Source organism: Tistrella mobilis, assembly GCF_039634785.1.
Taxonomy (GTDB): Bacteria; Pseudomonadota; Alphaproteobacteria; order Tistrellales; family Tistrellaceae; genus Tistrella; species Tistrella mobilis.
On the sequence record NZ_JBBIAB010000015.1, the window covers coordinates 16,432 to 39,667 of the forward strand.

Sequence of the window (23,236 nt, forward strand, 5' to 3'; positions counted from 1 at the left end):
CCCGATCACTCGTCCAGAATCTCCTCGCGCTGTTCCTCATACTCGTCGGGCGTGATCGCGCCCTTGTCATAGGCGCCCTTCATGTCGGTCAGCGCCTCGCCCTTGGTGCGGCCGTCGACCGCGACCGAGTCGTCGCCCCCACCGCAGGCGGCAAGCCCGGTGGCCAGACCCATGGCGACCACGGCCGCCGCCAGCATGCGCAGGGGGCGGCGGGCGGCGGCGTTATCGGCGGCGGTGACCTCGGTGGTTTCGGCTTCGCGATACATGATCGGGCTCCATTCCGGTTGGCTCATGAACCGGAACTGGGCCATCCGGCCCCCGCCCTCAAGCGCTGCACGGTCTTGTCACCGCCTTGGCGCCGTGCCGTCACGGGGCGGCACCCTCTGCCCCCGAATGGACATGGAACCCGAAGATCGAGGGGGAGGAACGACGAAGCCGCCGCTGCGAATGACCCTGATCGGGCCGGCAGCGACGGCTTCGGAGAAGATGGTGCCCAGGGGCGGATTTGAACCACCGACACGCGGATTTTCAATCCGCTGCTCTACCAACTGAGCTACCTGGGCGTGTCCCGCTGCGGCGTCGGCCGCGGCGTGGGTCGGGTTATAGGGCAAAGCCGGACGGCTGTAAAGCGCCGTTTTCAGCGAAAATGAACATCCGATGACGATGGTTGATCCGTCAAAGGGTTGGCCCGGAACCACCCCCGCCAAAGGGCGTGGCCGCGCCTCAATGCTTCAGGCTGTCGGCCGACCACAGCTCGCTGTCGGCCTCTTCCGCCGGGCCGCCGGCCACGACGTAATTGCCGCTCAGCCAGCGGTTCAGATCGATATCGGCGCAGCGCTTGCAGCAGAACGGCCGATAGCGGGCGAGTTCCGGATCGGGCTTGCGCGGGCGGCCGCAGACCGGGCAGCTGCCCTGGCCGGCGGTGGCGTCATGGGTGTGGTCATGGCTCATGGGATCGGTCCCCTCTTCCGGGACGCCGGCGTCCGGAAGGCGGGCTTCCGGGATGGGGGCGGCTCAATCCCGCTCCACCAGATCGAAGGCATCGCGGGCAAGCGCCGGATCGGCGCGCACCTCCAGCACGGCGTCGGTCAGTTCGGCCACCGCCTCGACCATGCCGAGGCGGGGTTCGGTCAACAGCGCCGCCACTTCCGGCGCCGCCATCACCGTCAGCGCCCGGGCGGCCACCTTGCCCGGCCGGGGGCGGAGCAGCAGGCGGCGCGCGGCGCGCATCACTTCATATGCGACCGTCTCGGCGGATTTCACCCGGCCGGTGCCGCCGCAGGCCTGGCAATCCTCGGTCAGCACCTGGGCCAGGCTCTCGCGGCCGCGCTTGCGGGTCATCTGAACCAGGCCCAGTTCGGACATCGGCAGCACGGTGGTCGCGGCCCGGTCGCCGACCATCGCGGCACGGAAGGCGTCATAAAGCTTCTGGCGGTTCTCCGCCCGCTCCATGTCGATGAAATCGATGACGATCAGCCCGCCCAGATTGCGCAGGCGCAGCTGATGGGCGATGACCTCGGCGGCTTCCAGATTGGTGTGCAGGACCGTCGCTTCCTGGTCGGCCTCGCCGACGAACCGCCCGGTGTTCACGTCGATCGCGGTCAGCGCCTCGGTCTGGTCGATGACGACGAAGCCGCCCGACGGCAGCCGCACCCGCGGCTGCAGGGCCTCGGCGATCACCTCTTCGACGTCGAACACCTCGAACAGCGCTTCGGGGCGGTCCCAGAGGCGGATGCGATCTTCCAGATGCGGCATGAAGCGGCGGGCGAAGACCAGCGCGCGTTCATAGGCCACCGGCTCGTCGACCAGGATTTCCGCCACGCCTTCCTGCGCCTGATCGCGCAGCGCCCGCAGCAGCGGATCCAGGTCCAGATGCAGCGGCCGGGGCGCGCCCCCGCGGGCGGCAGAGGCTTCCAGATCCGCCCACAGCGTGCGCAGATACTGGGCATCGGCCTGAAGTTCCTCGGGCGTCGCCCCTTCGGCGGCGGTGCGGACGATGAAGCCCCCCTCCCCCGCCTCGGCCAGGGGCTGCACGATATCGTGCAGGCGCTGGCGCTCGGCCTCGCTCTCGATCCGGCGCGACACCCCCACCCCACCCTGAAAGGGGGTGAAGACCAGATGCCGGCCGGGCAGGCTGATATTGGCGGTCAGCCGCGCGCCCTTGCCTTTCACCGCATCCTTGGTGACCTGGACCATGATCTGGTCGCCATCGGCCACGCAGTCGCCGATGGTCAGCCGGCGCGGGCGGGCATGGGGCACCGGGGCCAGGCTGGCCGCGACCTCGGGCTCTTCGGCATCCTCGTCGGGTTCCAGCGCCGCGGTCACCGCGGCGGCCGCAGCAGCGGCGGCGGCGGCCGAGGCGGCAGCCGCTTCGGCCGCCTCTCGCGACAGGCGTTCGGCTGCCGCCCTGGCCCGCGGCAGCACGCGGGCATCATCGGCATGCAGGAAGGCGTTGCGCCCCAGCCCCACGCCGACGAAGGCCGCCTGCATGCCCGGCAGCACGCGCGACACCTTGCCCAGATAGATATTGCCGACCGCGCTGCGATGGGCCTGGCGTTCGATCACGACATCCACCACGCGATCGCCCTCGATAAGCGCGACGCGGGTTTCGTGTTCCGCCTGGTCGATCAGCAGCCGGTTGGTCATGGGGTGGCCTCTCCGGTCATCGGGCTGGCATCGGCAGCGGTGATGTCGATGCCGGATGCCGCCAGCAGCACCGCGGTCTCGACCAGCGGCAGCCCGACGACATTGGGATACGACCCGCTGACGAACGGAATGAAGGCGGCCGCCCGGCCCTGGATGGCATAGCCGCCGGCCTTGCCCGCCCATTCGCCCGAGGCGAGATAGGCGCGGAATTCGGCCTCGGACAGGCGCTTGAAGCCGACCTGGGTGGTCACCAGCCGCGACCGCGCGCGGCCGTCGGCATCGATCACGCACAGCCCGCCATGCACCCGGTGCCGGCGCCCCGACAGCAATTCCAGAAAGCGCCGCGCTTCGGCCGCATCACGCGGCTTGCCCAGCGCCCGCCGCCCGGCGGCCACCACCGTGTCGGCCGCCAGCACCACGGCCCCATCGGCCAGGGCCCCCAGGGCCGCACGGGCCGCCATGGCCTTGGCGATCGCCAGGCGCAGGGCCAGCGCGCGGGGGGCTTCGTCCTTGAGCGGGGTTTCGTCGATATCGGCGGCCTGGACCAGATCGGGCACCAGGCCGATCTGCTTCAGCAGATCCAGCCGGCGCGGCGAGGCCGAGGCGAGCACCAGGCGTGGACGCGCGAAACGACCGCCCGGGCCATGATCGCCCGCCGGTCCGCCGTCCCCCGCTCCGCCGGTGCAACCGCCGGCGGCGGCCGCTTCGTCGGGCGCGGACACGCCGCGCCTCACTTGAAGCGGTAGGTGATACGTCCCTTGGTCAGGTCGTAGGGGGTCATCTCGACCGTCACCCGGTCGCCCGCCAGGACCCGGATGCGGTTCTTGCGCATCTTGCCCGAGGTATGGGCCAGGATCTCGTGCTCGTTGTCGAGCTTCACGCGAAACATCGCGTTGGGCAGCAGCTCCGTGACGGTGCCCTGGAATTCGATAACGTCTTCCTTCGCCATGTAACCTTCTGCTTCCGTATGGAACTTGGGGGAAAACCGAACGCACGCGCCGCACGCGGCGGTCGCCGCGGCGGCGCGGGAAACTTTTGCGGGATCCGGCGACGGGATAAGCGCCCGCCGGAAACGAGCGGCGAATTATCGACCGGAGGCGTCCGGGACGCAACCTTTATCGGTGATGCGCCCCCAAGGGTGCCGCCATCGTGACCGCGTCGACCATGTCGGTCATCACCTTCACCATCCCCCGACGCAGATGCCGCGGCAGCCTGCCACAGGCTTCGACAAGGCAAACCACCTCCGGGTCGGATGACCAGGTCAGGCGATCAGTAACTCCCGGTTCGCCCGGGATCGCCACATCGACCCCATCCATGAAGGTCAGAGGACTCACCCCCAGCGCATGCGCGATGCCGAACAGGCGCGAGACCGATACGCGGTTATGCCCCCGTTCATACTTTTGAATCTGCTGAAAGGTTACGCCGACGCGATCGCCAAGTTCCGCCTGGGTCAGGCCTGATGCCTGCCGCCATGCCCTGATCCTCTGCCCCACCAGACGGTCAACACCCGAATAGTCGATCAACACACCGATATCTCCCCCGAAATGCCCGGTACGCCAGAAAGCCAGGGCTGTTTTCGCAACGATACGCTGCCGAAATATTCCATTTGGTTGTCGTGTCAGGCCATTCATATTATCTGCGATTGAATGTGAGGTTATGACGTCTCCTGCTGCATCAGCGCGAAGCCCGCCCCGAGAAGCAGCGCCACGGCCGAGACCGCCAGCCCCGCCTGCAGCCCGCCCAGATCGGCGAACCAGCCGGCGACGACCGGGCCGGCCGTCTGGCCGGCTGCAAACAGCAGGGTGAAGACGGCGACCGCCCGCCCCCAGGCTTCCCGCGGCAGGGATTTGCGCAGGAAGGCGGTCGCTGCGGCAGGCGTGATGAAGAAGGCGCCGCCGAACAGCACGGCCGAAACCAGCATCAATGGCAGCGACGCCCCCAGAAGCGGCAGGGCCGCACCGATGGCGACCACCAGGATGGTGGCAGCCATCGGCCGGCCGCCGGACCACTCGGCAAGCGGGCGCCGCCAGAAGCGGTGAGAACAGGCGGTGAAGACGCCCAGCACCACCCAGACGAGGGCCATCCGGGTCGCGGATGCACCCGCTTCGGCCATCCAGGCCATGACGAAGGTCATGTACCCGATATAGCCGAAGGCGAAGAGCAGATAGCCGGCGGCAAGCCAGCGGAAACGGGCCAGCGACCATCGGGCCGACGACAATGCAGACGGCGCGTCCGAGCGGGGCTGGACAGGCACGGCCCGGGCCGCCGCCCGGGTTCCAAGACAGCAGGCGGCCGACAGCAGGCCCAGAACCAGCCATGCCGCATGCCATCCACCATCGCCATAGATCGTGAAAAGCCAGGGCAACGCGCCACCCGCGAGCGCAATACCCAGCCCCCCACCCGAGAAATAGACCGCGATCGCCTGCGCGGCACGCCGGGGATCGCCGTCGCCGATGCCGGCTGCGAGCACACCGCCCGAGATGAAGACCAGGGCCCCGCCGATGCCGGCAACCGCCCGCAGGGCCAGCAGAAGCAGATGATCGACCACCACGCCCGACGCGATCAGCGCGACCGCCGTCATGACCATGCCCGGATTGAACAGCCGCCGGGCGCCGACCCGATCGATCAGGGCCAGTGTCGCCACCGCGCCGGCCAGGTAGCCAAGCGCGTTGGCGGTGTTGACCTGGCCGGCCTGAGTATAGGTCCAGTCAAGATCATTGCGCATCGCCGGCAGGATCAGGGCGAAGGCGAAGCGGGCAAGCCCGTTGGACGCCGCCGGACCAAGTGACAGGCCCAGTGCCACCAGGTATTCGCGCCGCAATACATGCTGATCATTCACAAGCTGCCTCCGGAACATCGACTCCGGAGAGCGTGAGTTTTCGATCGAGCCAAGCCGTCATACCCACGCCCTCCCCGGCACAGGGTCACATCCATGGCTGGCAGCGGCCATTCATTTAATCTACGATTGAATGGCAGAAATTTGTGATGGCAGTCCCTGAGGACCAAGACCCGGATGTTCCCGTCGATGAGGGCGCTTCGTGCGGTGGAAGCCGCCGCGCGCCATCGCAGCTTCACCGGCGCCGCCACCGAACTGGGCCTCACCCATGGCGCGGTGGCCCAGCAGGTCCGGGGGCTGGAAGCCGATCTCGGCCGGCGGCTGTTCGAGCGGCAGGGCCATGAGATGGTTCCGACCAATGCATGCGCCGAACTCGCCACCGCCATCCGTCAGATCCTGGCGACGCTGGATGCCGCCCTGCGCCAGGCCGGGGGGCGGCCGTCGACCGGCACGCTCACCATCAGCACCCTGCCGGCCTTCGCGACCCGCTGGCTGATCCCCCGTCTGCCCGGTTTCACCAGCCGATATCCCGACATAGACGTCGCGGTCCGCGCCACGCAGGAGCTGGAGCCGCCCGGGCGCGACGGCATCGTGGCCGCCATCCGCTATGGTCGCGGCCCCTGGCCGGGGCTGACCGCCCGGCGCCTGTTCGGCGAGCAGCTGTTCCCGGTCTGCGCCCCCGGTTTCCGGAATGGCAGACTGCCGGAACGGCCGGCGGATCTGGCGACGCTGCCGCTGCTGCGCCATCCGCGCCAGCCCTGGTCGCCCTGGTTCCAGGCGGCGGGGTTGCGCCTGCCCGAACCGGCCCGCGGCCCGCTCTTCTCCGAGATGTCGCTGCTGCTGGAAGCCGCGGCCGCCGGCCAGGGCATCGCGCTGGCCCGTGCCGCCCTGGTGGAGGGCGACCTGGCCGGAGGCCGGCTGGTGCGCCTGTTCGACATCGACTGCCCCGACCAGTTCGCCTATCACCTGGTCTGGCGGATGGCGGAAGACGAAGATCCGCGCCTCGCCGCCTTCACCGCCTGGCTGGACGACGTGACTGCCGGTCCGCCGCAGGACGATCGGCTGCACAGCGATCGGTCGCAAGGGCGCTGATCAGGCACATCAGGGCGCGCCGGGCGGCCGGATCGGGAATGTCGCGCAGACTGTCACGCATCGCCACCACAGCGGAAACGGTCGGCGGCTGCGGCATCTGCGGCGCCTGCGATGCCTGCAGGCGGGGGGCGCCATACAGGATCTCTTCCACCGGAACCTCGAACAGTTCCGCCAGGCGGACCACAGCCCCCGCGCTGATACGGTTGATGCCCTGTTCATACTTGCGCATCTGCTGGAAGCTCACCCCCAGCACCTCGGCGCAGCGGCTCTGGCTCAGCCTGCGGGCCCGCCGAAGGACGCTGATCCGGGCGCCGATCGCCCGGTCCAGCACCCGCACCCGTTCCACCGGGGCCGGAGCGCCATCCGGCCGGTCGGGCATCTCGCGGTTCGTATCGATCGACTGGGCCGGCTTCATTCCCAAACCTCGCAGGCAACGTTCCGAAGACGGTGGAATCATCCCATTCTGGAAGCGGCGGACCCATTCAATTAAACAGGAAAACGTCGTGAGGTTTTCTAACGGAGCCGGTGCATGCCCCATCTGCCATCGCTGAAGGCGCTGCGCGCGCTGGACGCCGCCGTCCGGCATCGCAGCTTCACCCGCGCCGGCGAAGAGCTGGGCCTGACCCATGGCGCGATCAGCCAGCAGATCCGCAGCCTGGAGAACCTGGTCGGGCATCAGCTGTTCATCCGGCGGGGCAACGACATGGACCCGACGCCCGCCGCGACCGACCTGGCCCGCAGCGTGGCCCGCGGGCTGGAACTGCTGACCGGCAGCTTCGCGGCCTTCGGGGCCGGTGCGGTGCGCAAGCGCATCGCCCTGGGCATGCCCCAGGACTTTGCCGTGGCCTGGATGATCCCGCGCCTCGGCGGCTTCACCACCCGCTTTCCGGCGCTCGACATCCATCTCCGCACCGGTCCGACCTTCGACGACCCGGGAACCGGTGCCATCGATCTCGCCATCCGCCAGGGCCGCGGCCCCTGGCCGGGCTTCTGGACCGACCGGCTGTTCCCGGACCCGATTTTTGCGGTCGCCGCCCCCGGTTTCAATCAGGGCCGCCTGCCGCCACGGCCGGAAGATCTGGACGGCCTGCCCCTGCTGCGCCGGGCGGGCCTGCCCTGGTCCCCCTGGTTTGCCGCTGCCGGCATCGACCTGCCCGAACCGGCAGCCGGGCCGGTCTTTGCCGATTCGCTGCCGCTGCTGGCCGCCGCCACGGCCGGACAGGGGATCGCGCTGACCCGCCGGCTTGCGGCCACGCCGGATCTGGCGGCCGGCCGGCTGGTGCGCCTGTTCGAGGTGGAAATCGACGATGGCCGCGCCTGGCACCTGCTCAGCCGGCCGCGCGACCATGCCGATCAGACGCTGATGGCCGTCCGCACCCGTCTTCTTGAAGAGGCCGCCGCAAGCTGGCGCGCCCCGACGACAGCCACCTGACCCGCGACCGCCCCATCCTGCAGCCGGCCATCCTAGACCGCCACCGACCCCGCCGGCGGAAAGCGCTCGCGGATGCGGCGCATCAGCTGGTCGCGGACGCCGCGATAGGCATCCAGGCGCTGCTCGCGGCTGCCTTCGGCGACCGAGGGGTCGAAGGTCGGCCAGTATTCCACCTCGCAGGCCATGTCGCGGGTCAGGTCCACGGCCTTGTGCTGGGCCTCGGGCGACAGCGATACGATCAGGTCATAGGACCCGTCTTCCAGGTCGTCGAAGGTCTTGGGCCGATGACGGGAGATGTCGACGCCCATCTCTTCGGCCACCGCCACTGCGAAGGGATCGATCGGGGCGGTGCGCACGCCGACGCTGTCGACGAAGATCCGCCGGCCGTGGAACAGCTTCAGCATGCCTTCGGCGAGGGGGGAACGGATGGAGTTCAACGTGCAGCAGAACAGCACGCTGGACGGCGTCCTCAGCCTTCCCGTTCCGGCCGGTACCTGCAGCCCAGCCCCGCCCCTCATTGACGGATATGCAGCACGCAAAGCAGGGTGAACAGGCGCCGTGCCGTATCGAGGTCAAGCTCCACCTTGCCCTCCAGCCGGTCGCGCAGCAGCTCCGAGCCCTCGTTATGAATGCCGCGCCGGCCCATGTCGATCGCTTCGATCTGCGACGGGCTCTGGCTCTTGATCGCGGAGAAATAGCTCTCGCAGATCATGAAATAGTCCTTCACGATCCCGCGGAACGGCGCGATCGGCAGGGTGATCCGGGTCAGCTGGCGGCCGCCGGTCTCGGAAATGTCGAAATAGAGGCGGTTGTCCTGGATGCTCAGCAGCAGGTCGAACGGCCCCTCGGACTCGACGCCCAGTGGTACGAAATGGTTCTGCTCCAGCAGGTCGAAGATCGCCACCTTGCGCTCGTGCTCGACCTGGGGGCTCCAGGCCAGAACACTGCCCTGATCGAGGGTGAGGTTGGCGATCCGCGGCTCGGCGGGCCGGCGCGGTTGCGGGTCCTTGGGGTCTGGCTCGGGACTGTCGGTCATCGGGGGCGCTGACTCCTGAAGGCGGCGGTCGGCGGTGGGTCGGCAGGGCCGTCCCGGAACGGCGGCGGGCCCCGTTATCGTACCGGATGCCCGCCTTCCGTCGCACCGCAGATCAGTCGTCCGCCACATCCAGGCGGATCGCCACCGACAGCGCATGGGCACCAAGCCCTTCCGCCTCGGCCAGGCTGATCGCATGACCGCCGATCACACGCAGCGAATTCTCGTCGCAGGCGATCAGCGAGCTGCGCTTCATGAAGTCGAGCACCGACAGGCCCGAAGAGTAACGCGCGCTGCGTGCGGTGGGAAGCACATGGTTCGGCCCGGCGACATAGTCGCCGATCGCCTCCGGGGTATGGCGGCCCAGGAAGATCGCGCCGGCATTGTTGACCCGGGCGGCCAGCGCATCGGGGTCGTCCACCGCCAGCTCCAGGTGTTCGGGCGCGATGCTGTCGATCAGCGGCGCCGCCTGGGCCAGATCACCGGTCACGATGATCGCACCATTGGTGTTCCAGCTCTCGGTCGCGATATTGCCGCGCGGCAGCTTCGCAAGAAGATCGTCCACCGCCTGCGCCACCCGGTCGGCGAACCCTGCATCATCGGTGATCAGGATCGACTGGGCGGCGGTGTCGTGTTCGGCCTGCGACAGCAGATCGGCGGCGATCCAGCGCGGATCATTGGCCGCATCCGCCACCACCAGGATCTCCGACGGGCCGGCGATCATGTCGATGCCGACCGTGCCGAAGACCTGGCGCTTGGCCGCCGCGACATAGGCATTGCCCGGGCCCACGATCTTGTCGACCGGCGCCACCGTCTCGGTGCCATAGGCCAGCGCCGCCACGGCCTGGGCGCCGCCGATGCGATAGATTTCGTCGACGCCGCAGATCCGCGCCGCCGCCAGCACCAGCGGGTTGATCTCGCCGCCGGGGGTGGGCACCACCATGGCGATGCGCTTGACACCCGCAACCCGCGCCGGGATCGCGTTCATCAGCACCGAGGACGGATAGGCGGCAAGACCGCCCGGCACATAGATGCCGGCCGCCGCCACCGGACGCCAGCGCGCCCCCAGCCGCACGCCGGTTTCGTCGACATAGTCCAGATCTTCCGGCACCAGCTTCGCGTGATAGGCGCGGATGCGCTCGGCGGCGGTCTCCAGGCTGTCGATCAGGTGATGCGGGCAGGCCGCGAGCGCGGCATCGACCTCTTCGGCGGTGATCGCCAGCCGCTCGGCATCGATGGTCATCCGGTCGAAGCGGGCGGTGTAGTCGATCACCGCGGCATCGCCCCGCAGGCGGACATCCTCCAGGATCGCATGCACGGCGTCGTTCACCTCGGCCGTGGTCTCGCGCTTCATGCCCAGCAGGGCCTGGAAGGCCTGGGGGAAGGACGGGTCGTTGACGTCAAGCCGGAACGGCATCGTTCACCACCTCGCGGAAACGGTCGATCCAGGTGCCGACCAGCTGCGGCCGGGTCTTCAGCGCCGCACGGTTGACCACCAGGTAAGAGGTCACCTCGGCAATGGTCTCGATCTCGACCAGACCATTGGCCTTGAGCGTCGATCCGGTCGAAACCAGGTCGACGATGCGCCGGCAGAGGCCCAGCTTCGGCGCAAGCTCGATCGCGCCGTTCAGCTTGATGCACTCCGCCTGCACGCCGCGCGCCGCGAAATGGGCGCGGGTGACATGGGGGTATTTGGTTGCGACGCGGACATGGCTCCAGCGGCGGGGATCGTCGCCATGGGCCAGATCGGCCGGTTCCGCCACGGCGATATGGCAGCGGCCGATATTCAGGTCCAGCGGGGCGTAGAGTTCCGGATAGTCGAACTCCATGATCACATCGCGGCCGCAGACGCCGATCTCGGCGGCACCGAAGGCCACGAAAGTCGCCACGTCGAAGCTGCGCACGCGCACCAGCCGGATATCCGGCACGCTGGTCTCGAATTCCAGCTTGCGCGAGGCGTCGTCGAAGAAGTCGGGCTCCGGCTCGATCCCGACGCGCGCCATCATCGGCAGCACTTCCTTCAGGATGCGCCCCTTGGGCAGGGCGATCGTCAGGCCGCGGCGGGCGGTGGTGGCGGGGCTCATCTCTGACATGTCCTCGGGTTTTGCTGTCCGCAGGGTCGGCCGCGGCGACGATCAGGCGCCGCCGGCGACCCGGACGATATCGGCGCCGCAGGCGGCGAGCTTGGCTTCGATGTTCTCGTAGCCGCGGTCCAGATGATAGACGCGGTTGACCAGGGTTTCGCCGCGCGCGGCAAGACCGGCCAGCACCAGCGACGACGAGGCGCGCAGATCGGTCGCCATCACCGGCGCCCCGTTCAGCCGCGGCACGCCGCGCACCAGCGCCGAGGCGCCGTGGAGCACGATGTTGGCGCCCATGCGGTGCAGCTCCGGCACATGCATGAAGCGGTTCTCGAAAATGGTCTCGGTGACCATGGCGGCGCCCTCGGCCACCGTCATCAGCGCCATGAACTGCGCCTGCATGTCGGTGGGGAAGCCGGGATAGACCTGGGTCATCACATCGGTGCCGCGCAGCGGACCGTCGGTGCGGGCGATGCGCACGCCGCGGGCGGTGGGCGTCACCCGCACCCCGGCGTCTTCCAGCTTGTCCAGCACCGATCGGATCAGTTCGGCATCCAGCCCGGTCAGCTCCACATCGCCGCCGGTGATCGCGCCGGCGATGGCATAGGTGCCGGCCTCGATCCGGTCGGGCAGCACCGCATGGGTGGCGCCGTGCAGGCGCGCCACGCCGTGGATGGTCAGGGTCTCGGTGTCGATGCCCTCGATACGCGCGCCCATGGCGATCAGGCAGCGGGCCAGATCGCCGATCTCGGGCTCACGCGCGGCATTGTCGAGCACGGTGGTCCCCTCGGCCAGGGCCGCCGCCATCAGCAGGTTTTCGGTCGCCCCCACCGAGACGAAGGGGAAGCGGATATGCGCGCCCTTCAGCCCCTTGGGCGCCGTGGCGTGGATATAGCCGCCTTCGAGCTCGATGACCGCGCCCAGCTCTTCAAGCCCCTTGAGGTGCAGGTCGACCGGGCGGGTGCCGATGGCGCAGCCGCCGGGCAGCGAGACCTGCGCCTCCCCCACCCGCGCCAGCAGCGGCCCCAGCACCAGGATCGAGGCGCGCATCTTGCGCACCAGATCGTAAGGTGCCGTGGTGTTGCTGATCCGGCCTGCATCCAGCGTGATCACCCGGCCGCCATTGGCGGCATCCCGGGCCTCGTCGATCGCGCAGACCACGCCGTGCTGGGCCAGCAGCTTCACCATGGTGGTGATGTCGGCCAGGCTCGGCAGGTTGGAGAGAACCAGCCGGTCCTCGGTGAGCAGGGCGGCGGCCAGCAGCGGCAGCGCCGCATTCTTGGCGCCCCCGATCGGGATCACCCCTTCGAGCGGCCGCCCGCCGCGGATGCGGATGCTGTCCATGCCTGCCCCGTTCTGCCTGGGAGTGGGATCGAGGGACGATGCCTGCTGCAGTGCAGCCGAATTCAATACGGTCACCGGCGGCGCCACGCTTAAAGGCGCGGCAGGGTCACGCCCCGCTGCCCCATATACTTGCCCAGCCGGTCCTTGTACGAGGTCTCGCAGGGGCGATCGCCCTTCAGGAACAGGAACTGGCAGGCACCCTCGCCCGCATAGATCTTGGCCGGCAGCGGCGTGGTGTTGCTGAATTCCAGCGTCACATGGCCTTCCCATTCCGGCTCCAGCGGCGTCACGTTGACGATGATGCCGCAGCGGGCATAGGTCGACTTGCCGACGCAGATCACCATCACGTCGCGCGGAATGCGGAAATACTCCACCGTCCGGGCCAGGGCGAAGCTGTTCGGCGGGATCACGCAGACATCCAGCTTGCGGTCCACGAAGCTCTGATCCGAGAACTGCTTCGGATCGATCACCGCGCTGTCGACATTGGTGAAGATCTTGAACTCGTCGGCGACGCGCGCGTCATAGCCATAGGACGACAGGCCGTAGGAGATCATGCCCTCGCGGACCTGCTTCTCGACGAAGGGCTCGATCATCCCCTCGTTCAAGGCTGTTTCGCGGATCCACAGATCGGACATGATCGACATCGGGGCGTCTCCCGGACGTTTGGCAACAGGCGAAGGCCCGCAACTGGCAACAGGCGAAGCCCGCAATCCGCCACCCATGGGCTGCGGCCGGCCTGGGACGGCGCGGTCGGGCACGAATGGGCGGGCGGTGCAGGCCCGAAGCTGCCCCGGGGGGCAGCCGGCCACTTATAGACGACGCCGCAGCAGGGCTCAACGCCGCGTTGGCGGAACTCTCCATTGCGCCTGCGGCAGGGGCGTCAGAGCCCCTCCTCCTCGGCGGCACGATCGCGCGACTGCGCCTTGCGCCGCGCCAGATTGGCACGCAGCTGCGCCGCCTGCCGCGCCCGGCGTTCGGCCGCTGCCTGGCGGGCCGCCTCGGTTTCGTTGGGGCGCGGCTTGGGCTCGCCGGGACGCGGCTTGGGCTCGGGAGCGGTTTTCGATGTCGTATCAGTGGTTTCGATCGGCGCGCGGTCGGTCATCGGGCGTCTGGCCTTGCGATCGGATGAGCGTTCGGTGAAGAACAGGGTTGCATGACGCCCGGAAACATGGCACACCCCGCCCACATTCGCGAGCGTCGCCGCCGTAGCTCAGTGGTAGAGCACTCCCTTGGTAAGGGAGAGGTCGCGTGTTCAATCCACGCCGGCGGCACCAGCTTCCGCCTCTGCGGTTCTCGCGATTGACGATGTTCGAAGGCCCGGTGCCGCCTGTGCGACACCGGGCCTTCTTTATTGCCGGGAGTACCGGCCATCAGGGGGCAGGCAGCGATCGGTCACTCGTCGACCGCGTCGTTCAGCACCCGCACCCGCCAGGTACCCGCCGGTGCCGTCAGGCCGGCCGTGGTGACGTTGGTCAGCCGCAGCTTCGCCTCTCCGGGCCCCGACATGAAGGCCTGGGCGATCAGCCCCTCCGGCAGCAGAGCGGGCGGCGCCATCAGCAGGAAACCGTTCGGCCACTGCCCGCCCGGCACCGGGATCACCGGCGAGACCAGCGTCGCCCCGGCGGCGACCGTCCCGGGCGTCCAGTACAGGGCCGCGCGCAGGTTCACCTGATCCCGGCTGGCCCAGCGCGGTGGATGCAGGCTGACCGTGGCGGGATCCGCCGTTTCGGTGGTCGCCGTTTCCAGCGTAATCGTTCCGTCTGCGATCGCCGCCACCCGCCGGCCCGCCGTATCGCCGCCGATGTCGACAATGTCGCCGATCCGCAGCGTCGCCGCGTCCGCGGGTGCAGCCGTCAGCGACAGACCGGCCGGTGTGGCGGCGAAAGACACGGCCCCGTTCGTGCCGGCCTCGATACAGATCCGGCCGGCGAAGGCACCGGGTGCCGCAGCCGCAACGTCGATCACGGTGCCCACATCCACCGTGCGCAGAACCGGTGACAGCCGCGAGGTCCCGAAGATCCGCCGCCGCGCCCGATCGACCGGCGCCGCATGATCCGCAAGATTCTCGGCATCGCCCAGAATGACCGCCGCGCCCGGTGCGGCATAGATCGCCTGGCCGGTCAGATGGCTCGTCTGGATATGATTGCGCCCGATGGTCGCGCTGCCCAGGCCGGCGACATGGATGCCATGCCGGATGCGGTGCGGGTTGCTCGCATTGATCCGGTTGTCGTCGATCCAGGCCCCCGTGCTTTCGACAAGGATGGCATCCCGGCCCCCATCCTGCCATCGGCCCGCGACCCATTCATGGGACACGTCGTCGATCAGGTTGCCGCGCACCGTCACATTGCCGGCCGCGGGCAGCAGCCGGATCGCCTCGCCCGTCATGCCCGACAGCACATTGTCCGCGATGATGCCGTTCGACGCTTCGCACCAGATGCCGGGCCCGGTTTCGAGATTGCCGGTGGTCACCGCGATCACGTTGCCGGCAACGCGCCAGCCGCGGGTCTTCGGGGTGCGCGGGTCGGAGTCCCGCAGGCTGATGACCCCCGGAAACTCGTCGTCCGGGCCGCCGGAACGGCCGAAGATGATGTGGTTGTCCTGGATATCGACCCTCTTGGCCGGCCCGACATAGAAGCGCCGCGCATAGTCGGCGAAGTTGCCGTGGATCACGTTGCTGAAGACATAGGACCCGATATCGGCAAACGGATCCTCCTCCGGCGGCTCCACCGCCGGTGTCGGCTGGATGGCGTCGATCCAGATGCAGGCCGCTTCGCCCTTTCTCGGATCGGCGGAATTGTTGCCGATGGTGTGGAAACGGTTCGAGAGGATGCGGATGCCGCGCAGGTGCTCGATGAAGGGCGTCACCTGGCCGGTCTCCGGGTCCGGCCAGGTGTTGACCGTCGTGCTCACGGTGATGCAGCGGCGCATGGAGACGAAGGCATTGTCGCGGATCTCGACATTGCGCCCCAGGATGTCGAGCGCCTGATGCATCTTGAAGAACCGGCAGTCGATGATCTGCGAGTCGGTATCCGCCGGATACCTCGCCGAAGACAGCCGCCACAGAATGGCGGTCGACGTCCCGGACGTCCCGGCATCGCCGATGTCGCCATCGCCCTCGAAGGTCAGCCCCTGAATCCCGATCCCCCGTTCTTCGATCCGCAGCGTCACACTGTTCGCGGTCACGCAGCGGATCATCGGTGCGCGGAAGCCCGGGCAGCCCCGCAGGGTGACGTCGTTCGTCGCCAGAACCAGGGCGTGCTCCCGGCCGTCCGGTGGCGAGACAAGGTAATGCGGCCGGGTAACAGGGCCCGAGGGCATCGAAAAATCGAGCACGTCGAAAGGCTCCAGCGCATCCAGCGCCCGCTGGATGGCATCGGTGTCGTCGGCTTTACCGTCGCCTTTGGCGCCGAACCAGACGACCTTCAGCAGGTTGGGCTCGGGCAGCACCCGCAACCAGCGGCCGACGCCGTCGGTCGGCGCAATCACCGTGCCGCCATTGTCGGGCGAGGTCTCGGCGGGGTCATAGCGGAACCAGCCGCCGCCGCCGTCACCCGCGGCGTAGTATCCCTGGACGAAGGTGTCGACACGCTCGGCACCGGCAACACTGCGCAGGGCAGCGATGGTCGCAACCACGAAGGGCTGGACTGACATCGTAAGTTCCTCTTGATCGATGTGTCTGGCGATGTATCTGCGGCCACGTCCCGTGCGGTGAAAAAAGCGGTTGCAGCCCGCCGGATTTCGTGGCAGTTTCCGCCCCGCTTCACCAGAGGCGCCGCCGTAGCTCAGTGGTAGAGCACTCCCTTGGTAAGGGAGAGGTCGCGTGTTCAATCCACGCCGGCGGCACCATTCTTTGTGAAGACAGGTATTTCGAAAGGCCCGCCCGGCAGCACATGTCCGGCGGGCTTTTTCATGTCCTGCTGCCATCATTCGTATGGCCAGCACATGCAGCAGAGGTCGTGCGCCTCTGCGTCGACTATGATGTCGTTTCGACTTCTGAAAATCTTCCCGTCAACTGCGGCAACTTGTTGCCGACAGCTCGGTCAGGACGCTCCCGTCATCTCCAGATCCCGCACCGATGCCGGGGTGCTGCCGTCGAGCGGCAGCACCACCACCGCCCGGGTGCCGACGCCGCGGGTGCTGGTCAGATCGAAGCGGCCGCCCAGCAGGTCCACCAGACGGGCTGCAAGCGGCAGGCCAAGCCCGGTGCCGTGGTGGTGGCGGTGCATGGCGCTTTCGATCTGGCCGAAGACGCTCAGCGCCACGTCGATTTCTTCCGGGCTCATGCCGATGCCGGTATCCTCCACCACCAGGATCAGCCGGTCGCCCGCCACGCTCGCCCGCAGCGAAACCGTGCCGTCACGGGGGGTGAACTTCACCGCATTGGACAGAAGATTGATCAGCACCTGGACCAGGCGGCGCTCGTCGGTGCGCAGCTGCGGCAGGTCTTCGGGCACCTCCACCACCAGCCGGACGCCGTTTTCCTGTGCCTGGGTCTCGATCATCCTGAGGCAGGTCTCTGCCAGGCGGGCCGGCGACACCTCGGCCAGATCCACGCTCATCCGGCCGGATTCCGCCTTGGACAGGTCGAGAATGTCGTTGATCAGCATCAGCAGATGCCGCCCCGATGTCGCGATGTCGCGGCCGTAAGAGGCATAGCGCGGATTGCCGGCGGGGCCGAACATCTCGGCGCCGATGATCTCGGAAAAGCCGATGATCGCATTCAGTGGCGTGCGCAGTTCATGGCTCATATTGGCCAGGAATTCGGACTTCGCCCGGTTGGCGCGCTCGGCAACCATCTTGGCTTCCATCAGCGCCTGTTCGAAGCGGCGCTGTTCGGTCACGTCCTGCACCGCCAGCAATGCGCCGCCCGAGGCCAGCGGCCGGACGAACTGGTCCAGCACCCGGCCGTCGCGCAGTTCCTCGGACCAGGTGCGGATCTCGCGCGTCGCCAGCCGGGCAAGCCGCCGCGACAGGATATCGCCCAGCTCGGCCACCACATAGCCCTCGGCACGTGCGGCATGTTCCAGGATGGCGTGCAGGGTGGTGCCGCGGCAGGCCAGATCCTCGCTCAGGCCGAACATCTCGCGATAGCGCTGATTGCACACCACCAGCCGGCGCTCGGCGTCGAACATGGCAAGGCCCAGGAAGACGTTCTCCAGCGCGGCGTTGAACTGCTGGCTGCGTTCTTCCAGCTCGCGGGTGCGTGCCTCCACCTCGGCATTCAGATGATCGGTCAGATGGGCCAGCGACAGGCGCAGATGCTCGATGCCGGCCATGGCATCCTCGATCTCGCGGATGCCGCCGCTGCCGCCGACGGGGCGATCGAAACTGCCCTGTTCCACCCGGCGCACCGCCGCACACAGCCGGTCCAGCGGCCGCGATACGGTGCTGCGCGCGATCAGCACCGTACAGGCAAGCCCCGCCGCCACGATCAGCGTCAGCCCCGCCGTGCGCCAGACGGAAGCCCGCCAGCCGCCCAGGGCATCGGCCGTCGCCAGCAGCACCGCCACCTGCATGTCGCGGCCATGGACCGGCGCCACGGCCGCCACCCAGGGGCCGTCGGCATCGTCGTCCCCCACCAGAAACGGCCGGGCGGGGCTTGGATTGTTCGCATCGGCCGGCATCGGCGGCACCTCGCCCGCCAGTTCCGCCATCCGCAGCCGGGTTTCATCGGGCAGGTCCGGGGCCACGGCCATCACGCCGCCGGCCAGCGACGACAGCAGCATCACCCGGCCGTTCGGCCCGACCGAGGCACTGCGATAGAGCGCCGCGAACTGATCGGCATCCACCACCGCCACCACCGCACCGATGAAACCGCCCGCCTCGTCCGTCAGGGCCCGGGCCAGGAAGACCTCCTTGCGGGCGCCGGCACCGCCATCGCCCAGCATGCCCGCCACCGGCCCGGCGGCGGGGGTCAGCATCAGCCGCTGCACCGCGGCCATGCCCGAAAGGTCGACGGGCGGCGCCGGAAAGACGCCGGTGTGCAGATAGATCCGCCCCTCGCGATCGATCACCCAGATCGCGCTCAGCGCGGTGCCGTTGCGGATGATCGCCTCCAGCCGGCCATAAAGCCGCCGCGCCTCGGCGCCGCTGCCGGCCTCCGCCATCGGCGCCGGCCCCGACGCCGCCATGTCGAGCGCCCGGCCGAGCGTCAGATCCACCCCCTCCAGCGTGCGGGCGGCATGTTCGGCCAGCAGGCGGGCGGTGCCCTCGGCGCGTACCGCAGCATCTTTCAGCGGCTGGTCATAGGCGGTGCCCAGCTGCACCGCCCCCACGCCGACGAACAGCAGAAACACCCCCAGTGCCGCCACGATCAGCGCATGGATCAGCCGCCAGCGCCCGGGGGACCAGCGCGGCAGGCCGTGCCAGCCGCCATGCGGGGCAGCGGGTCCGGATTGTCCTTCCGGTTGAGGACGCTGGCGTGTGGAATGCGGTTCGCTCATCCGTCTCCGGTCCGGGAAAGGGAATGGTCGAAGTGTAGCGGCAGAACCTGTGGCGTTTCATTATATTTTACGCTTATCGCGCGCACCACCCGCGAGACGCGAAGCTGATACGCGATCTGATACCACCGCTGGCCACATGACCGACACTGGCTCCGTCGCGCCGGACAGGCCAGAATGCCGATCCCGCAACCCGCCGATACGGAACATGTCATGATCCGTCGCCGTCTTCCGGGCGCCGCCCCCGGTCCCGTCCGCCCGGCACCCGATCTTACCCGCCTCGTCTTCACCTGGGCCGCCCTGGCGGGCGCGCTCTCCCTGTCGCCGTCCGTCTCCGAGGCGGCCGCCGATCGCAGCTTCAAGGACTGGTGGGTCGCCTGCGACAACCTCAGGTCGTGTTCCGCCTATGGGCCGGAAATGGCGCCGGCCGATGACCATTACGGTGCCTGGCTGCGGCTTGGCCGCGAGGGTGCGGCCACGGCGCCGCTGACCGCCCGGATCGGCATGATCCTGGTCGATCAGGCGGTCGACGGCGCCGCGACGCTGAAGGTGGGGGGCGATGCCGGGCCCGCGGTCGCAACCGCCCCGGCGCGGATCGAGGGCGGGGTGGTCCTGGCCGACCTGCCGGCCGAGACCCTGCCCGCGCTGCTCGACCAGCTGCGCCATGCCGACACGCTGCCGGTCACCCTTTCGGGCGGTGCCGTCACCACCCCGGTCAAGGCCGGCATCTCGCTCTCCGGATCGGCGGCGGCGATGCTGTTCCTCGACGACGCCCAGGGCCGGGTCGGCACCGTCACCGCCGCCTGGAAGCCGGGCCCGAAGCCGGCCGAGGCCGTGCCGCCGGTGCCGGATCTGCCGGTGATCCGGGCGGCACCCGCCTCCCGCAAGCCGGTGCCGGCGGCCCGGCCGGCGATCCTGTCGCACAAATCCGACGACGGCGACTGCGACCCCGCCGTCTCGGACCAGTTCGATCCGATCATCGAGCGCCTGGACGACACCCATGTTCTTTATGGCCAGGCCTGTTTCTCGGGCGCCTACAACGTCGCCTATGATTTCTTCGTCGCGGCCGAGGGCGCCCAGCCGGTACCGGCGGTGTTCGATGTGCCCGACGGGCTGATGGATGCGGCCGAGCTGATCAATCCCGGCTACGACCCGGCGACCCGCACGCTGTCCACCTTCGCCAAGGGGCGTGGCATCGGCGATTGCGGCGTCGGCGCCCGCTGGGTGTGGGATGGCGCGCGTTTCCGCCTGGCCGGCATGGAGATGATGGGCATCTGCCAGGGCATCGCCTGGGACGACTGGCCGGTGGTCTATCGGGCAAAGGTAGAAGGGGTCGACTGACCGGCCGGAAGCCGGTCAGGTCTCGGCCAGGGTGGCGGCGATGTCCCCGCAGGGCGCGCCGCCGGTCACATGGATGCGATGCCACAGCGCCAGCATCAGCAGCCCCCAGGCGCGCTGTCCCTGGCGGCCGGCATCGCGGAACAGCCCGATCACCGCCTCGCGCCGTGCCAGCCGGGCGATCAGCGGCTCGTCCGCCACCAGATGGCCCAGCCGGTCGGCATCGGCCGCAATCCAGGCCCCCACCGGTACGGTAAAGCCGCGCTTGGGCGCGAAGGGGGCGGCGGCAGGCAGATGCTGCGCCAGCCAGTGACGCAGCACCAGCTTGCCGCGCCGGCCATCCATCTTCAGCCGGTCGGGCAAGGGCAGCGCAAATCCGGCGACGCCGCGGTCCAGAAACGGGGTGCGTCCTTCGATGCCGTTGAACATCAGCATCCGGTCCAGCTTCAGCAGCAGGTCGTTGGGCAGCCAGTCGGTGCAGTCCACCGCCTGAAGGCGGCGCAGCCGGCTGCCGCCGGCGCGGGCCGCCGCCGCCTCTGCCGCAGCCATGCCGTCGCGCCAGCGCGCGGCCGCCGCCTCGTATTCCGGCCGCAGCAGCCCCGTCCCGTCCAGATCGCCCTTGCGCCGCATCGGCCGGCCCCCCAGCAGCCGCCAGCGCGCGGCCCGGCGATAGCGGCCATAGCCGGCGAAGAGCTCATCCCCGCCCTCGCCCGACAGCACCACCTTGACCTGCGGCCGGGCGATCTCGGCCAGTCGGAAGCTGGGCAGCACGGCATAGTCGAGCGTCGGATCGTCGAGCGCCTGCGCCGCCAGCGGGGCGATCCGGTCGAAATCCGCACGCGTGACCAGGGTTTCGATCAGCTCGGCGCCGGCGGCATCGGCGACGATGCGGGCCTGGGCGCGTTCGTCATGGACGCCGCCATCGGCGAACCCGGCCGTGAAGGCGGTCACCGGGCGCGGGTTCAGCCGGGCCATCATCGCCAGCACGGCCGCACTGTCGATGCCGCCCGACAGGAACAGGCCATAGGGCACGTCGCTGCGCTGATGCAGGTCGATCGCCTGTTCGAACACCCGGTCGAAGGCCTTGACCGCCGCCGCCATGTCGCGGCCGGGATCGGGGTCGGGCCGGGCATCGGCTGCCGGCAGGGCCGGGCTCTGCCGGCGGGCCGTCACCTGCCCCGCCGCCACCACCAGCCGTTCGCCCGGCAACACCCGGCGGATCGCCGGGAACACGGTCTCGGGCCCGGTGGTGAAATGCAGCTGCAGCAGTTCCAGGATGCGGGCATCGTCCAACGCCGCGCCGGCCAGCCCGGCCCGGATCAGCGCCCCCGGTTCCGAGGCGAAGGCCAGACCGAACGCCCCCTCGACATAATAGAGCGGCTTGATGCCGAAGGGATCCCGCGCCAGCACCAGCCGCCCGCCCTGCCGCGGATCGTGGATCGCCAGCGCATACATGCCGCGCAACCGGTCCAGCCCGTCCAGCCCCTGTTCCAGGTATAGCGGCAGCGGCGGCTCGCAATCGGATCCGGTGCGGAAGGCGCGGCCGGCCAGTTCGGCCTTCAGCTCACGATAGTTGTAGATTTCGCCATTGCCCACCAGTGCGAGCGTGCCGCCCGCCTCCCCGGCCCCGGGGTCCAGCGGCCAGAGCAGCGGCTGATCGCCGGTGACGAGGTCGATGATCGCAAGCCGGGTATGGACCAGCCCGACCCCGCCGCGCACCGTGACGCCGTGGCCATCGGGCCCGCGATGGGCCAGCCCCCGGGCCAGGCGGTCGAGCAGCTCCGCCGCAGGCGGGCTGCCGTCGCGGGTCATGATGCCGGCGATGCCACACATGGGGGCGGTCCTCTCAGATCGGCGGGTTCCGGTCGGCGGGCCAGAGTCAGCGGGTCAGGGTCAGCGGTTGGGCAGGATGCGGGCGAAAAGATCGGCATAGGCGCGAACCACGGCCGCCTCGGTGAAATGCCCCTCATAGGTCGCCCGGCCGCCTGCGACCATGGTCTCGCGCAGGCCGGTCTCGCGCAGCACCGTCTCGATGCTTGCGGCCATGGCGGCATCGTTGTCGACCGGCACCAGCAGCCCGTTCACGCCATGGGCGATCAGCTCCGACGGCCCCTGGGATGCGGCGGCCACCACCGGCACATGATGCGCCCAGGCCTCCAGCACGATATTGCCCAGCGGTTCGTGGCGCGACGAGCAGACGAACACATCGGCCGCGGCATAAAGGGCGGCGACATCGGCGCGCCAGCCCAGGAACGACACCCGATCGGTGATGCTGAGCGACCGCGTCAGCTCGCGCAGATCGTCTTCCAGCGAACCCACCCCCGCGATCCACAGATGGGCGCGCGGCACCTGCGCCACCGCCCGGATCAGCACGTCGAAGCCCTTGTTCGGATGCAGACGGCCCAGGCCCAGGATCAACGGCGCATCCTCGGGCGTGCCCCAGCGGGCGCGCGGTTCGGCCGGCAGCGGCGTTGCGTCTACGAAATTCGGCACGTAATGGCTGCGATCGGCCGGCACGCCCTTGCGGCGCAGATAGGCGACGATGTCGCGGGTATTGCCGACGAGATGATCGGCGCCGCGATAATGGCGCAGATCGTAATAGCCGCCCAGCCGGGCGACATGCACGAAATCGCCCGAGGGACAGGCCGCCGTCGCCCGGTTCATCCAGGTGAGCACGATGTCCGGGCGGAAACGCTTCACCATCCGCCGCAGCGTCCACCAGGTTTTCAGATCGGCGTGGCGGCCGAAGCGCAACCCCTTGGGGTCAAGCCCCGCGGCCCTCAGCTTCGCCATCCGCTCTTCATGCGGCCTGACCGCGATCGCCTGCTCGATGCCGGCGCGATGGAAGGCGATGGCCAGGCGGTCGAAGAAGGCTTCGGCACCGCCATGGGCGGCACCCGCCATGAGCTGCATCACCCGAAGCGGCCGGCCGTCCCTCTGCAGAATGGGGCGGTCGGGGGCGGTCGCAGATCGCGGCTGTTCGGTATCAGGCAT

22 protein-coding genes and 3 tRNA genes are annotated in these 23,236 nt (G+C 69.1%); 5 read left to right on the forward strand and 20 right to left on the reverse strand.

Annotation, left to right across the window (positions count from 1 at the left end):
* Positions 1–5 precede the first annotated feature (5 nt).
* The 8 genes from WI697_RS19400 to WI697_RS19435 form a co-directional block, all read right to left on the reverse strand.
* On the reverse strand, positions 6–266 hold the full coding sequence (locus tag WI697_RS19400; RefSeq protein ID WP_345959627.1) for an SHOCT domain-containing protein: 261 nt from the start codon (positions 264–266) through the stop codon (positions 6–8).
* A 221-nt stretch (positions 267–487) separates the two neighbouring features.
* Positions 488–563, reverse strand: a tRNA-Phe gene (locus WI697_RS19405).
* 160 nt (positions 564–723) lie between these two features.
* Positions 724–951 carry a DNA gyrase inhibitor YacG gene (locus WI697_RS19410; RefSeq protein ID WP_345959628.1) on the reverse strand — a complete coding sequence of 76 codons (228 nt, stop codon included), beginning with the start codon at positions 949–951 and terminating at the stop codon, positions 724–726.
* A 63-nt stretch (positions 952–1,014) separates the two neighbouring features.
* Entirely contained in the window at positions 1,015–2,646 is a 1,632-nt protein-coding gene (locus WI697_RS19415) for an Rne/Rng family ribonuclease (protein ID WP_062765839.1), read from the reverse strand.
* Positions 2,643–3,257: a Maf family protein gene (locus WI697_RS19420; RefSeq protein ID WP_062765869.1), complete on the reverse strand. Its 615-nt coding sequence runs from the start codon at positions 3,255–3,257 to the stop codon at positions 2,643–2,645. The genes WI697_RS19415 and WI697_RS19420 overlap by 4 nt, the downstream gene beginning before the upstream one ends.
* A 119-nt stretch (positions 3,258–3,376) precedes the next feature.
* Positions 3,377–3,595, reverse strand: a complete 219-nt coding sequence (gene infA, locus WI697_RS19425; RefSeq protein ID WP_014744523.1) for a translation initiation factor IF-1 — start codon at positions 3,593–3,595, stop codon at positions 3,377–3,379.
* Between the two features lie 166 nt (positions 3,596–3,761).
* The gene (locus tag WI697_RS19430; protein WP_345959629.1) at positions 3,762–4,169 is read right to left on the reverse strand and encodes a helix-turn-helix domain-containing protein; all 408 of its coding nucleotides are present in this window, start codon (positions 4,167–4,169) and stop codon (positions 3,762–3,764) included.
* A 131-nt stretch (positions 4,170–4,300) separates the two neighbouring features.
* Positions 4,301–5,485 carry a YbfB/YjiJ family MFS transporter gene (locus tag WI697_RS19435; RefSeq protein WP_345959630.1) on the reverse strand — a complete coding sequence of 395 codons (1,185 nt, stop codon included), beginning with the start codon at positions 5,483–5,485 and terminating at the stop codon, positions 4,301–4,303.
* Between the two features lie 186 nt (positions 5,486–5,671).
* Here WI697_RS19435 and gcvA point away from each other — a divergent pair, with 186 nt between their 5' ends.
* A complete protein-coding gene (gene gcvA / locus WI697_RS19440; protein WP_345959631.1) occupies positions 5,672–6,574 on the forward strand; it encodes a transcriptional regulator GcvA in 903 nt (300 codons plus the stop codon).
* Here gcvA and WI697_RS19445 read toward each other — a convergent pair.
* On the reverse strand, positions 6,495–6,989 hold the full coding sequence (locus WI697_RS19445; protein WP_345959632.1) for a helix-turn-helix domain-containing protein: 495 nt from the start codon (positions 6,987–6,989) through the stop codon (positions 6,495–6,497). The two genes, gcvA and WI697_RS19445, sit on opposite strands and share 80 nt — an antisense overlap.
* Before the next feature lie 114 nt (positions 6,990–7,103).
* Here WI697_RS19445 and WI697_RS19450 point away from each other — a divergent pair, with 114 nt between their 5' ends.
* Positions 7,104–8,006: a LysR substrate-binding domain-containing protein gene (locus tag WI697_RS19450; RefSeq protein ID WP_345959633.1), complete on the forward strand. Its 903-nt coding sequence runs from the start codon at positions 7,104–7,106 to the stop codon at positions 8,004–8,006.
* A gap of 32 nt (positions 8,007–8,038) precedes the next feature.
* On the opposite strand, the gene WI697_RS19455 is transcribed toward WI697_RS19450, so the two are convergent.
* The 7 genes from WI697_RS19455 to WI697_RS19485 form a co-directional block, all read right to left on the reverse strand.
* A complete protein-coding gene (locus WI697_RS19455) occupies positions 8,039–8,524 on the reverse strand; it encodes an arsenate reductase ArsC (RefSeq protein WP_062765827.1) in 486 nt (161 codons plus the stop codon).
* On the reverse strand, positions 8,521–9,042 hold the full coding sequence (locus tag WI697_RS19460) for a UPF0262 family protein (RefSeq protein WP_062765824.1): 522 nt from the start codon (positions 9,040–9,042) through the stop codon (positions 8,521–8,523). Before WI697_RS19460 ends, WI697_RS19455 begins: the two co-directional genes overlap by 4 nt.
* Positions 9,043–9,154: 112 nt before the next feature.
* The gene (gene hisD, locus WI697_RS19465; RefSeq protein ID WP_345959634.1) at positions 9,155–10,456 is read right to left on the reverse strand and encodes a histidinol dehydrogenase; all 1,302 of its coding nucleotides are present in this window, start codon (positions 10,454–10,456) and stop codon (positions 9,155–9,157) included.
* On the reverse strand, positions 10,440–11,123 hold the full coding sequence (gene hisG / locus WI697_RS19470) for an ATP phosphoribosyltransferase (RefSeq protein WP_062765818.1): 684 nt from the start codon (positions 11,121–11,123) through the stop codon (positions 10,440–10,442). The genes hisD and hisG overlap by 17 nt, the downstream gene beginning before the upstream one ends.
* Positions 11,124–11,174: 51 nt before the next feature.
* Positions 11,175–12,464, reverse strand: a complete 1,290-nt coding sequence (murA, locus tag WI697_RS19475) for a UDP-N-acetylglucosamine 1-carboxyvinyltransferase (RefSeq protein WP_062765815.1) — start codon at positions 12,462–12,464, stop codon at positions 11,175–11,177.
* Positions 12,465–12,553: 89 nt separating this feature from the next.
* On the reverse strand, positions 12,554–13,108 hold the full coding sequence (gene dcd / locus WI697_RS19480; RefSeq protein WP_014744517.1) for a dCTP deaminase: 555 nt from the start codon (positions 13,106–13,108) through the stop codon (positions 12,554–12,556).
* A 236-nt stretch (positions 13,109–13,344) separates the two neighbouring features.
* Positions 13,345–13,566 (reverse strand): hypothetical protein, encoded by a 222-nt coding sequence (locus WI697_RS19485; RefSeq protein WP_345959635.1) that lies wholly within the window; start codon positions 13,564–13,566, stop codon positions 13,345–13,347.
* 97 nt (positions 13,567–13,663) lie between these two features.
* On the opposite strand from WI697_RS19485, the gene WI697_RS19490 reads away from it, so the two are divergent.
* Positions 13,664–13,738, forward strand: a tRNA-Thr gene (locus tag WI697_RS19490).
* A gap of 118 nt (positions 13,739–13,856) precedes the next feature.
* Here WI697_RS19490 and WI697_RS19495 read toward each other — a convergent pair.
* Entirely contained in the window at positions 13,857–16,115 is a 2,259-nt protein-coding gene (locus WI697_RS19495) for a hypothetical protein (protein ID WP_345959636.1), read from the reverse strand.
* Between the two features lie 120 nt (positions 16,116–16,235).
* Between WI697_RS19495 and WI697_RS19500 the strand changes: the two genes are divergently transcribed.
* Positions 16,236–16,310 (forward strand) — tRNA-Thr (locus WI697_RS19500).
* 194 nt (positions 16,311–16,504) lie between these two features.
* Here WI697_RS19500 and WI697_RS19505 read toward each other — a convergent pair.
* Positions 16,505–18,907: an ATP-binding protein gene (locus tag WI697_RS19505; protein WP_345959637.1), complete on the reverse strand. Its 2,403-nt coding sequence runs from the start codon at positions 18,905–18,907 to the stop codon at positions 16,505–16,507.
* A 210-nt stretch (positions 18,908–19,117) separates the two neighbouring features.
* On the opposite strand from WI697_RS19505, the gene WI697_RS19510 reads away from it, so the two are divergent.
* Positions 19,118–20,245: a DUF1176 domain-containing protein gene (locus WI697_RS19510; protein ID WP_345959638.1), complete on the forward strand. Its 1,128-nt coding sequence runs from the start codon at positions 19,118–19,120 to the stop codon at positions 20,243–20,245.
* A 15-nt stretch (positions 20,246–20,260) separates the two neighbouring features.
* On the opposite strand, the gene asnB is transcribed toward WI697_RS19510, so the two are convergent.
* Both asnB and WI697_RS19520 read right to left on the reverse strand, forming a co-directional pair.
* The gene (gene asnB / locus WI697_RS19515) at positions 20,261–22,075 is read right to left on the reverse strand and encodes an asparagine synthase (glutamine-hydrolyzing) (RefSeq protein WP_345959639.1); all 1,815 of its coding nucleotides are present in this window, start codon (positions 22,073–22,075) and stop codon (positions 20,261–20,263) included.
* Between the two features lie 60 nt (positions 22,076–22,135).
* Positions 22,136–23,236 carry a glycosyltransferase gene (locus WI697_RS19520; RefSeq protein WP_345959640.1) on the reverse strand — a complete coding sequence of 367 codons (1,101 nt, stop codon included), beginning with the start codon at positions 23,234–23,236 and terminating at the stop codon, positions 22,136–22,138.